We start from the raw sequence: 11,912 nt of genomic DNA on the forward strand, positions 1-11,912 counted from the left end.
ATACCTTCGTAGGGGGCGAGGGGGTTTTCCGATTAACCCATCCCTCTCGTTTATTCAATTTCGTCCGTTTAGCAAGGAGATCAAACCAGTGAGCAAGATCGATATCGGCATCAATGAACAGGACAGACTCAGTATTGCCGAGGGCCTCAAGCGCCTGCTGGCCGACTCCTACACCCTGTACCTGCAGACCCACAACTTCCACTGGAACGTGGTGGGCCCGCAGTTCCGCGAACTGCACCTGATGTTTGAGGAACACTACACCGAGCTGGCGACCGCGGTGGACGATATCGCCGAGCGTATCCGCACCCTGGATGTGGTGGCTCCAGGCACCTACAAGCAACTGGCCTCCCTGAGTTCCATCGAAGAGGTGGAAGGCGTGCCTGCGGGTCGGGAGATGGTGGACATCCTCACCGACAGCCATGAGAAGGTGGTCAAATGCTGCCGCGAGGTCCTCAAGGTGGCGCAGGCGGCCGATGACGAATCCACTGCCGCGCTGGTATCGGATCGCATGCGGGTTCATGAAAAGACCGCGTGGATGCTGCGGGCACTGAACCAGTAACACGCGGCCTTAGGCTGCAGTGCCTGCGGGTCGGGCCTCTTGCCTTGAGGTGAGGGGCCCCGGCCCGGGGCTTGTGAGATGATGGGCGACACGTGGAAGCACCCCTGAAACAACGTCTGTTGGGCGCCACCGTCCTGGTGGCCCTGGCCGTGATCTTCCTGCCCATGCTGCTGGATGGCTCCGGGCGGGAGGCTCGCCTGGACACCGCGCAGGCGATCCCCCCGGAACCGGTCTTTGATCGCCCGACCACCGCGGCAGCGCCCCGTAGCGACGCAACCGTGGCACCCGAGGTATCCACACCGCAAATGCTCCAGGCGCCCACGCCCGAGTCGGTGCGCGAGCCCAAGGCACGCCCCCTGCCGGATAACGCCTCGTCGCAGCCGGCCCCGGCGGCGGAATCCCGTCCGCCGGCGCGTCCCCAGCCTGGCAGCACGCCGGTGTCTGGCGGCTGGGTGGTGCAGGTGGGCAGTTTCAGTCAGGAATCCAACGCCCGGGCCGAGGCCGAGCGCCTCAGGCAGGCAGGATTTCCGGCCTTTGTGGAACGCACCGAGGCCGAGGGGCGATCTCTCTTCCGGGTGAAGGTGGGCCCCGAACTGGAGAGGCGCGCTGCCCTGGGCCTCAAAACGCGCCTCGAACGGGAGCAGGAGCTACCCGGTATCGTTGTGACCCACCCGTGAGCGGGTTATTTTTCGGGCAAATGGCCATCCGCGCCTTCGATCTTTGTTAAAATCCCGTTCATGTTCCCGCAATCGTCAAGACAATGATCTGGATTGATTTGGTTATCGTGGCCATCATCGCCGTCTCGGCGGTGATCAGCCTGTTCAGAGGGTTCATCAAGGAGGCCATTTCCCTGGCCACCTGGGTGCTGGCCTTCCTGGTGTCGCTCACCTACGCGACCCCCTTCTCCGAATACCTCCCCCTGGGCATTGAAGATCCCACCCTGCTGGTGGGGATCGCCTTTGCCATTCTCTTCATCCTCACCCTGATTGTGGGCGGGGTGGTGAACCTGCTGGCGAGCCAGTTGGTGAAAAAGACGGGTCTATCGGGGACCGATCGCAGCATCGGTGCCGTCTTCGGCCTGGCACGGGGCGTGGCCATCGTCGCCGTGGTGGTGCTGCTGGCGGGCCTGACCGTCGTGCCCCAGGAACCCTGGTGGCAGGAAAGCCAGCTATTGCCCCAGTTTGAACGCATCGCGCTGTGGATGCGTGACTTCCTGCCTCAGGACATCGCAGAGAACTTCTCCTTTGGGGACTGACCCCCGGATCGGGTTCCCCCGCTCTTTCTGAATCTTCAAGAGGCCTTCCCATGTGCGGAATCGTCGGAATCGTCGGTCGCAGCCCTGTCAATCAGGCGCTGTACGACGCCCTGTTGGTATTGCAGCACCGGGGGCAGGATGCGGCCGGCATCGTCACCTGTGACCTGGAAGGCCATCTGCACCTGCGCAAGGACAACGGCCTGGTCAGGGATGTGTTTCGCGAACAGCACATGCGCAATCTCACCGGCCCCATGGGTATCGGCCATGTGCGTTACCCCACGGCCGGCAGCTCGTCATCGGCCGAGGCTCAGCCCTTTTACGTGAACTCGCCCTACGGCATCACCCTGGGGCACAACGGCAACCTCACCAACGCCAGTGATCTCAAGCGCGAACTCTTCCTGGAAGACCGACGCCATATCAATACCGAATCGGACTCCGAGATCCTGCTCAATGTGCTGGCCCAGGAGCTGATTCGACACGATGTGCTGGCGGTCACCCAGGAGGAGATCTTCAGCGCGGTGAGCGGCGTGCATCAGCGCTGTCAGGGCGCCTATGCGGTGGTGGCCATGGTGGCGGGTCGCGGGGTGCTGGGCTTTCGGGATCCCCACGGCATCCGTCCTGTCGTCTTTGGTCGGCGGGAAACCCCGGAGGGCCCCGAATACATGGTGGCCTCGGAAAGCGTGGCCCTGGACACCCTGGGCTTTGAGCTGGTGCGGGATCTGGATCCGGGAGAAGCGGTCTACATCGAGATGGATGGCACCGTGCACACCCGACGTTGCGCCGAGCCGGCCAGGCTTTCACCCTGCATCTTCGAGTATGTGTATTTTGCCCGTCCCGATTCGGTCATCGACGACGTGGTGGTGCACCGGGCGCGCATGCGCATGGGGACGCGCCTGGGCAAGAAGATCCTGCGGGAGTGGCCGGATCATGACATCGATGTGATCATCCCCATCCCGGATACCGGGCGCACGGTGGCCATCGAGATGGCCCACGAGCTGAACGTGAAGTACCGGGAAGGCTTCATCAAGAATCGCTACATCGGTCGTACCTTCATCATGCCGGGGCAGACCCAGCGCCGTAAGTCGGTACGCCAGAAGCTCAATGCCATCGGGCTGGAGTTCAAGGGCAAGAACGTGCTGCTGGTGGATGACTCCATCGTGCGCGGTACCACCTCCCGGGAGATCGTCATGATGGCTCGGGAGTCCGGAGCCCGTAAGGTCTATTTTGCCTCCGCCGCGCCGCCGGTGCGCTACCCCAACGTGTATGGCATCGACATGCCCGCCGCTCAGGAACTCATCGCCCACGGACGCAGCGAGGAGGAGGTCTGCCAGGCAGTTGCTGCCGACCGGCTGATCTATCAGGATCTGGAAGACCTGGTGGGTGCCGTGCGCAAGGGCAATCCGCGCCTGGAGGACTTCGATTGTTCCGTGTTTACGGGAGAATACGTCACACAGGTCAGTCGTGATTACCTGGCCCATCTGGAAGAGCGTCGCAATGATCTGGCCAAAAAGAAAAAGGAACGCGAATACGCCAACCTTGATCTGTACAACAACGCCTGACCCCATGTTGCGCCGCGTCCAAACCATGGCCATGCTGGCTTTGTGTCTGTTTGCCTTTGGTCCCATGGCGGGTGCAGGCTGGTATGTGGAAACCTTCGATACGGAGCGCGAGATGTCGCCCTGGTATCAACCCGTGCTCAAGCGACTGCAGTCGGATTTTCCCGAGTTCTTCGTGGCCGACCCGGTGGCGGTGGTGCGTATTGATGAGCAACGCCTCTATCTGATCCGCCAGGGGCAGATCCAGCGGGAATATCCGATCTCCACGTCCCGCCACGGCATCGGCAATCAGGATGGCAGCTTCCGCACGCCGCTGGGGGTGCATCGGATCCACAGCAAGTTCGGCGACGGGGCCCCCAAGGGCACGGTGTTCAGGGCCCGCGAGAACACGGGCAAGGTTGCGCCCATCGTCACCGTACCCGAGCGCACTCCTGGTGATTTCATCACGACCCGCATCCTCTGGCTGGAAGGGCTTGAGGATGGCGTGAACCGGGGAGAGGGCATAGATTCCTTTTCCCGCTACATCTATATCCATGGCACCGACGAGGAGGGGCTGATCGGTCAGCCTGCCTCGGAGGGCTGTGTGCGCATGACCAATGCGGATGTGATAGAACTGTTCGAAACCATGCCAGAGGGCACGCTGGTCGTGATCCAGTCGTCGCCCTGAAAGCCCAAGCCCCAGGAAGCAGAGGACAGCATATGAGCGAGTACGTCACGGCGGGTCAGTTGCAGGTTGCCGCCCAACTGCACGATTTCATCAACCGGGAAGCCCTGCCGGGCACGAACGTCTCTGCCGAGGCCTTCTGGGGCGGCCTGGACCGGATCGTTCATGATCTGGCCCCCCGGAACCGTGAGTTGCTGGACAAGCGCGATGCCATGCAGGCGTCCATTGACGACTGGCACAAGGCGCATGCCGGCCCCGTGGATATGCAGGCCTACCAGGATTTCCTGCGGGAATCCGGCTACCTGTTGCCCGAAGGCGAGGATTTCCAGGTGACCACGTCCAACGTGGATGCCGAGGTGGCCAGCCAGGCCGGTCCGCAGCTGGTGGTGCCGGTCATGAATGCCCGCTATGCCCTGAATGCGGCCAATGCCCGCTGGGGCAGCCTTTACGACGCCCTCTATGGCACGGATGCCATCGCCGATGCCGATGGCTGTGAGCGCGGGGCAGAGTACAACCCCCGCCGTGGCGCCAAGGTGGTGGAGTTCGCGCGGCAGTTCCTGGACGATGCCGCATCCCTGCAACATGGCAGTCATGTGGGCTCCAGGGGCTATGCGGTGGTGGATGGCGTGCTGCGCGTTACCTGTGCCGATGGCAGCGAGACCAGTCTGAGGGTGCCTGGCCAGCTCAAGGGCTACCAGGGTGATGCGTCGGCCCCCAAGGCGGTACTCCTGGAGCACAACGGCATCCACTTCGAGATCCAGTTCGATGCCGAACACCCCATTGGCAAGACCGACTCCGCCAGCATCAAGGACGTACTCATGGAATCGGCCCTGACGGCCATCATGGATTGCGAGGACTCGGTGGCTGCGGTGGACGCCGAAGACAAGGTGGAGGTCTACCGGAACTGGCTGGGCCTGATGAAGGGGGACCTGTCCACCACCTTCCAGAAGGGTGGGCACCGTGTTGAGCGGTCCATGCACCCGGACCGGGAATACACCACGCCGGAGGGCGGCCGCCTGGTGATGCAGGGCCGCTCGCTCATGTTCGTGCGCAACGTGGGTCACCTGATGACCATCGACGCCGTGCGCGACAAGGATGGCCAGCCGGTTCCCGAGGGTATTCTGGATGGGATGATTACCAGCCTGATTGCCCTGCATGACCTGAACAAGACCACAGGACTGCGCAATTCCCGCAGCGGTTCGGTGTATATCGTCAAGCCCAAGATGCACGGCCCGGAAGAAGTGGCCTTCACCAACGAACTCTTCGGGCGGATCGAGGATGTCCTGGGCATGACGCGCCACACCCTGAAGGTGGGTGTGATGGACGAGGAGCGTCGCACCACCCTGAACCTCAAGGCCTGTATCCGCGAGGTGAAGGAGCGCATCGTCTTTATCAATACCGGCTTCCTGGATCGCACCGGGGACGAGATGCACACCTCCATGGAGGCCGGCCCCATGATCCGCAAGGCCGCCATGAAGAACTCCCGCTGGTTGCAGGCCTACGAGGACTGGAACGTGGATGTGGGTCTGGCCTGTGGTCTCCAGGGGCATGCCCAGATCGGCAAGGGCATGTGGGCCATGCCGGACCTGATGGCCGACATGATCCAGCAGAAGGTGGGGCATCCCAGGTCCGGTGCCAACACCGCCTGGGTGCCATCCCCCACGGCAGCCACCCTGCATGCCTTGCATTATCACCAGGTGAAGGTGGCCGATGTGCAGGCCCAGCTGGCCGGTCAGCGCCGCGCACGGCTGGAGGATATCCTCACCATCCCGGTGGAGGCCAATCCCCAGTGGAGCGCCGAGGAGATCCAGCAGGAACTGGACAACAATGCCCAGGGCATCCTGGGTTACGTGGTGCGCTGGATCGACCACGGTGTGGGTTGCTCCAAGGTGCCCGACATCAACAATGTGGGTCTGATGGAGGACCGGGCCACCCTGCGCATCTCCAGCCAGCACATCGCCAACTGGCTGCATCACGGCATCTGCAGTGAGGCCCAGGTGGTGGAGACCCTCAAGCGCATGGCCAGGGTGGTGGACGAGCAGAACGCCAGTGACCCCACCTATCACCCCATGTCGGCAGATTTTAACGCCTCGGTGGCCTTCCAGGCGGCTTGTGATCTGGTCTTCAAGGGACGTGAGCAACCCAGCGGCTATACGGAGCCGGTGCTGCACCAGCGCCGGATCGAGGCCAAGGCACGGGGCTGATAGGTCCCGCGCCGAGAGCATTCACGCATCGACAAAGGGGGCGGCCGATAGGCCGCCGCCCCCTTTTCAATCGTCCGGTCAATCGTCTGGCGTGGCTGTCGAGGCTCAGTCGTGATCCAGCCAGAACTCCAGACCCTGCACATTCAGTTCCACATCCATCCCCAGCAGTTCCCTGATCCGGGATTCGGGCATGTGGCAGCCATGGGCCCGCAGGCGCGTGACCAGCAGGGCCATCATTCCCTCCACCAGGGCCTCGTGCCGTCCTTCACCGATATCGGCGTGCGCGCGGGCCATGTTCACATAGGCATCGATCATCTCGTGCTGCTCCACCCGCAGGCGCGGCAGGTCCTCCACCCGCCCGTAATGGGTGAGATACATGTAGTCCAGCCCCTGATCCATCAGTCGATCCACCGAGGCATGCAGGGCATCGGGATCGAATTGCACCGGGGTCGTCGTGGGCAGGGCGAAAGCACCGCGATCCGTGTCGAATTCACGGTAGGACAGCCCGAAGGTGTCTCCGCTGAAGACTCCATGTCCGTCCTCGTCCACCACACTGAAGTGATGTTTGGCGTGCCCTGGGGTGTCCAGGAAGGTGAGGGTGCGGCCATTGAGCGACACCGTGTCGCCGTCCTCGGCCTGGATGACCCGTTCCTCGGGGATGGGCAGGATCTCACCAAACATGCGCGCCATGGCCTCCTCCCCATAAACGGCCGTGGCCCCGGCGATGAGCCTGGAGGGATCGATCATGTGCCGCGCCCCCCGCGGGTGGATCACCAACCGGGCCTGGGGCAGGTGGCTCATGAGTGCACCAGCGCCGCCGGCGTGATCCAGGTGCACATGGGTGGGGATCACGTAGTCCACCTGATCCCGCCCGATGCCCCTGTGCTCCAGCACTTCCAGCAACCCGGGTACGGACAGGGCAGTACCCGTCTCCACAAAGGCGGCACGATCGCCTTCCTGAATGAGATAGCAGGCGGCCAGACCGGGGCGCTGGATCTGTGCATCTATCAGGGTGATGCCATGGCCCAGATCCTTGAATGTCGCTGCTGGGGGCATGAAAAACCTCCTGGAATGTCTTGTGGGTGTGCTTGCAGGTGCGCGCTGGGATAGGCTGGCCCGGGTTCAGATCATGAAATGGTCCATGAACTCATGCACTGGCGTGTTGTTCAGGCGATTCGCATCGGTACACAAGGACAGGATCTCCTGGGCCCGCCCCCTGGGGAAACGGCCGCGCAGGGCGCTCTCGAACTTGCGTTCCAGTTCCGGCAGGCCCTCGTCCCGGCGGCGCCGGTGGCCGATGGGATATTCCACTTCCACCTTGGCCGTCTGGCTGCCGTCGGTGAAGAAGACCTGCACCGCATTGGCAATGGAGCGCTTGTCCGGGTCGTGGTATTCCCGGGAATAGCGTTCATCCTCCACCACCTGCATCTTGTCCCGCAAGGCATCGATGCGCGGATCGGCGGCGATGTCATCCTCGTAGTGACGGGCGGTCAGTGCCCCGAAGATCAGAGGGATAGCCACCATGTACTGCAGGCAGTGGTCCCGGTCGGCGGGATTGTACAGGGGGCCTTGCTTGCTGATGATGCGGATGGCCGAATCCTGGGTGGTGAGTTCCACCCGGTCGATCTCGTCCAGACGATCCTTCACCTCATCGTGCAGTGCCAGGGCGGCCTCCACTGCCGTCTGGGCGTGGAACTCGGCCGGGAAGCTGATCTTGAACAGGATCTGTTCCATCACATAGCTGCCATAGGGCCGCTGGAACCGGAAGGGCTGCCCCTTGAAGAGGACGTCATAAAAGCCCCAGCGCGGCGCACTGAGTACGCTGGGCAGGCCCATCTCGCCCTTCATGACCATCATGGCCAGGCGTACGGCGCGACCACAGGCATCGCCCGCGGCCCAGGACTTGCGTGAGCCGGCATTGGGGGCATGGCGATAGGTGCGCAGGGCCTGTCCGTCCACGAAGGCCTGGGAAACGGCATCGATCACCTGATCGTGCCGGGCGCCGAGCAGATGTGCGCTGACGGCGGCGGAGGCCACCTTCACCAGCAACACGTGGTCCAGCCCCACCTGGTTGAAGCTGTTCTCCAGGGCCAGCACCCCCTGGATCTCGTGGGCCTTGACCATGGCCTGGAGCACCCGGTCCATGGTGAGGGGAGGGTGGCCGTTGGCCACGGCCTGTCGGCTCAGGTGATCCGCTACGGCGAGGATGGCCCCCAAGTTGTCCGAGGGATGCCCCCACTCGGCCGCCAGCCAGGTGTCGTTGAAGTCCAGCCAGCGGACCATGGCGCCGATGTTGAAGGCCCCCTGGATGGGGTCCAGCTGGAACGAGGTGCCGGGGATGCGGGTACCGTTGGGCACGATGGTGCCCGGGACAACAGGTCCCAGGTGCTTGGTGCATTCGGGATATTGCAGGGCCAGCAGGGCGCAGGCCAGGGAGTCCATGAGGCAGTGGCGCGCGGTGTCCAGGGCCTCGGGGGATTGGATGGGGTCGCCGCAGACGTAATCGGCGATGGCGATGAGTTCGGGATCGGGATCGGGGCGAAGGTTGGAGTCGGCGGTGGTTGCGGTCATGGGTCATTCCCCCTGGTTTGGGTGGTCATATTACCGCCGGCGCCCTCACCTCAACCCCTCTCCCCGAGGGGAGAGGGGCCACAGTCTCTTCCAACAGCGAAGAGAAACTACCTTCTCCCTTCTCCCCCTTGGAGAGAAGGGCCGGGGATGAGGGGAGAGATCAACCCCGCTGATTCATCGGTGCCCAGGCTCTGTTTTCCGGACCGATGTAGTTGGCGCTGGGACGGATGATCTTGCCGTCCTGGCGCTGCTCGATCACGTGGGCCGCCCAGCCGGCGGTGCGGGCGATCACGAAGATCGGGGTGAACAGCGGTGTGGGGATCCCCATCATGTTGTAGGAGACCGCAGAGAACCAGTCCAGGTTCGGGAACATTTTCTTGGCATCCCACATGACCGTTTCCAGACGCTCGGCCACCTCATACATGCGCATGTCACCCTGCTGCTCCGACAGCCGGCGGGCCACTTCCTTGATCACCTTGTTACGCGGATCGGAGATGGTGTACACCGGGTGACCGAAGCCGATCACGATTTCCTTGCGGGCCATGCGCTCACGGATGTCTGCCTCGGCCTCATCAGCGTCATGATAGCGCTGCTGGATGTCGCAGGCCGCCTCGTTGGCGCCGCCATGCTTGGGACCACGCAGTGCGCCAATGGCGCCGGTCAGGGCCGAGTAGATATCGGAGTTGGTGCCGGCGACCACACGGGAGGTGAAGGTGGAGGCGTTGAATTCGTGCTCGGCGTACAGGTTCAGGGAGGTATGCATCGCCCGCACCCACTCCTCGGGGGGCTTGCGACCGTGCATCAGGTGCAGGAAGTGGCCGCCCATGCTGTCATCGTCCGTCTCCACATCAATGCGACGGCCGTGGTGGGCGAAGTGGTACCAGTACAGCAGCGCCGAACTCAGGCAGGCCAGCAGGCGGTCGGCAATCAAACGGGCGCCGGCCACGTTCATGTCTTCCTTTTCCAGCTCCAGGGTGCCCAGCATGGACACGGCGGTGCGCATCACATCCATGGGGTGGGCCGAGGGCGGGATCTGCTCCAGGGTGATGCGCAGGGCGGCGGGCAGGCCGCGCATGGAACGCAGCAGGGCCTTGTAGCGCTCGAGCTCGGCACGGCTGGGCAGGGTGCCGTGGACCAGCAGGTAGGCAATTTCCTCGAATTCCGCCTCATCGGCGAAGTCCAGGATGTCATAACCACGGTAGTGCAGGTCGTTGCCGGTGCGGCCCACGGTGCAGATGGCGGTGTTGCCCGCAACCGTACCCGACAGGGCAACGGATTTCTTCGGCTTGGGCTTGTTCTCGGTTTCACTCATTTTGCGGTTCTCCGTCTTCTTAGCCGCCTTTGCGGTATAGCTGGTCCAGTTTCTCTTCGTAGGCGTGATAGCCCAGATGCTCGTAAAGCTCAGCGCGGGTCTGCATGGTGTGCAGGGCGGCTTCCTGCGTGCCATCCCGGCGGATGGTCTCGTAGACATTCAGCGCCGCCTTGTTCATGGCCCGGAAGGCGGATAGCGGGTAAAGCACCAGACCCACGCCCACACTCTTGAGTTGTTCAGTGGTGAACAGCGGGGTGCTGCCAAATTCCGTGATATTGGCCAGCACGGGTACGTCCACCGCGTCCACAAACTGCTGATACTCCTCCAGGGTGGTCATGGCCTCGGGGAAGATCATGTCCGCGCCGGCTTCCACGCAGGCCTTGGCCCGCTCGATGGCCGAGTCAATGCCTTCCACGGCCAGGGCATCGGTCCGGGCCATGATGACGAAGTCCTGGTCGCGGGCGTCGGTGGCGGCCTTGATGCGGTCGACCATCTCTTCCTGGGTGACAATGGCCTTGCCGGGGCGGTGACCGCAGCGCTTGGACTGCACCTGATCCTCGATGTGGCAGCCGGCGGCGCCGGCGCGGATGAGTTCCTTCACGGTACGGGAGATGTTGAAGGCGCTGGAGCCAAAACCGGTGTCGGCATCCACCAGCAGCGGCACGTCGGTCACATAGGTGATGCGGCGCACGTCCTCCAGGACATCATGCAGGGTGCTGATGCCCAGATCGGGCAGGGCCAGGGAACCGGCGGCCACGCCGCCCCCGGAGAGGTACAGGGCCTTGTAACCCACGTGCTCGGCCATCATGGCGTGATAGGCATTGATGGCGCCCACCACCTGCAACGGTTGCTCTTCCTTTACGGCGGCACGCAGGCGCGCCCCGGGCGTGGATGGATCGCTCATGTGAACTCCTGAAACCAAAGGAATGAAAAACGAAAGGTATGCGTGCAGACCCGCCCCAGCAGCGGACTATCCGGTGGCACCCAGGTCCTGACCCTGACGCCGGGTCAGCGACGCTTGAGCGTCGAACAGCATCTCCACGTTCACCCGTGAACTGCGAATGTGACGGCGCATGATCAATTCGGCCATTTCCGGGTCCCGGTCGGCAATCGCCTCGACGATGTGGCGATGCTCGCGAAAGGCAATCCTCGCCCGGGAACTGGCCATGCCGAACTGGTATCGATACATGCGCATCAGGTGGTACAACTCGTTGCACAGAAACTGGATCAACCGGGCATTGCCGCTGGCCTGGATGATCCGGTAATGAAAATCCAGATCGCCTTCCTTTTGAAAGTAGGCGATGCCGTCCTTCACGTCGGCCCGTTGCTCGTGCTGCTTGAGCAACTGGCGCAGGCTGTCGATTTCCGTGGCGGGCATGCGCTCCGCCGCAAGCCGGGCCGCCATGCCCTCCAGGGCCTCCCTGAGCAAATAGAGTTCCAGCAGGTCCTCCTGGCTGAGGGAGACCACCCGGGCCCCCACGTTGGCGCGTCGTTCCACCAGGTGGCAGGCCTCAAGGCGGCCCATGGCATCCCGCAGTGGACCGCGGCTGATACCGTATTCAGTGGCCAGTTCCGGCTCGCTGATCTTGCTCCCGGCCGGGATCTGGCCTTCCACGATGGCCTTGCGCAAGCGGGAGAAGACCCGATCGGCAATGGTCACGCCCTGTTCGCCTGGCTGCTCGGTATACGGTGGCATGGGTGGGTCCGGATTGTTAACAATATTAGGTTAACAGTATGGAAAGCAGGGGTAAAGGGAAAGGTTTGCTGACAATTGGGCCTCGCCCTTCACCC

General features: G+C 63.1%; 11 protein-coding genes. 6 read left to right on the plus strand and 5 right to left on the minus strand.

Annotated elements, in window-relative coordinates:
* The first annotated feature begins 88 nt into the window (after nucleotides 1-88).
* The 6 genes from ECTOBSL9_RS10375 to ECTOBSL9_RS10400 all read left to right on the plus strand — a co-directional run bounded on the left by ECTOBSL9_RS10375 (nucleotide 89) and on the right by ECTOBSL9_RS10400 (nucleotide 6,238).
* Entirely contained in the window at nucleotides 89-559 is a 471-nt protein-coding gene (locus ECTOBSL9_RS10375) for a Dps family protein (protein ID WP_063464983.1), read from the plus strand.
* Nucleotides 560-651: 92 nt separating this feature from the next.
* Entirely contained in the window at nucleotides 652-1,236 is a 585-nt protein-coding gene (locus ECTOBSL9_RS10380) for an SPOR domain-containing protein (protein ID WP_063464984.1), read from the plus strand.
* 107 nt (nucleotides 1,237-1,343) lie between these two features.
* Nucleotides 1,344-1,814, plus strand: coding sequence for a CvpA family protein (locus ECTOBSL9_RS10385; protein WP_240480957.1), 471 nt, complete (start codon nucleotides 1,344-1,346; stop codon nucleotides 1,812-1,814).
* Between the two features lie 50 nt (nucleotides 1,815-1,864).
* The gene (purF, locus tag ECTOBSL9_RS10390; protein WP_063464986.1) at nucleotides 1,865-3,373 is read left to right on the plus strand and encodes an amidophosphoribosyltransferase; all 1,509 of its coding nucleotides are present in this window, start codon (nucleotides 1,865-1,867) and stop codon (nucleotides 3,371-3,373) included.
* A 112-nt stretch (nucleotides 3,374-3,485) separates the two neighbouring features.
* Complete coding sequence (locus ECTOBSL9_RS10395; protein ID WP_063466142.1) at nucleotides 3,486-4,037, plus strand: L,D-transpeptidase; 552 nt, start codon at nucleotides 3,486-3,488, stop codon at nucleotides 4,035-4,037.
* A 32-nt stretch (nucleotides 4,038-4,069) separates the two neighbouring features.
* A complete protein-coding gene (locus ECTOBSL9_RS10400; protein ID WP_063464987.1) occupies nucleotides 4,070-6,238 on the plus strand; it encodes a malate synthase G in 2,169 nt (722 codons plus the stop codon).
* Between the two features lie 105 nt (nucleotides 6,239-6,343).
* Here ECTOBSL9_RS10400 and ECTOBSL9_RS10405 read toward each other — a convergent pair whose 3' ends face one another.
* The 5 genes from ECTOBSL9_RS10405 to ECTOBSL9_RS10425 all read right to left on the minus strand — a co-directional run bounded on the left by ECTOBSL9_RS10405 (nucleotide 6,344) and on the right by ECTOBSL9_RS10425 (nucleotide 11,817).
* Complete coding sequence (locus ECTOBSL9_RS10405; RefSeq protein ID WP_063464988.1) at nucleotides 6,344-7,294, minus strand: MBL fold metallo-hydrolase; 951 nt, start codon at nucleotides 7,292-7,294, stop codon at nucleotides 6,344-6,346.
* Nucleotides 7,295-7,360: 66 nt separating this feature from the next.
* Nucleotides 7,361-8,809 (minus strand): bifunctional 2-methylcitrate dehydratase/aconitate hydratase, encoded by a 1,449-nt coding sequence (locus ECTOBSL9_RS10410; RefSeq protein ID WP_063464989.1) that lies wholly within the window; start codon nucleotides 8,807-8,809, stop codon nucleotides 7,361-7,363.
* A gap of 160 nt (nucleotides 8,810-8,969) precedes the next feature.
* Nucleotides 8,970-10,121: a 2-methylcitrate synthase gene (prpC, locus tag ECTOBSL9_RS10415; RefSeq protein ID WP_063464990.1), complete on the minus strand. Its 1,152-nt coding sequence runs from the start codon at nucleotides 10,119-10,121 to the stop codon at nucleotides 8,970-8,972.
* Between the two features lie 19 nt (nucleotides 10,122-10,140).
* Nucleotides 10,141-11,025: a methylisocitrate lyase gene (gene prpB, locus ECTOBSL9_RS10420; RefSeq protein ID WP_063464991.1), complete on the minus strand. Its 885-nt coding sequence runs from the start codon at nucleotides 11,023-11,025 to the stop codon at nucleotides 10,141-10,143.
* Nucleotides 11,026-11,091: 66 nt separating this feature from the next.
* The gene (locus ECTOBSL9_RS10425; protein WP_063464992.1) at nucleotides 11,092-11,817 is read right to left on the minus strand and encodes a GntR family transcriptional regulator; all 726 of its coding nucleotides are present in this window, start codon (nucleotides 11,815-11,817) and stop codon (nucleotides 11,092-11,094) included.
* Nucleotides 11,818-11,912: the final 95 nt, after the last annotated feature.

The organism is Ectothiorhodospira sp. BSL-9, from assembly GCF_001632845.1.
Lineage (GTDB): Bacteria > Pseudomonadota > Gammaproteobacteria > Ectothiorhodospirales > Ectothiorhodospiraceae > Ectothiorhodospira.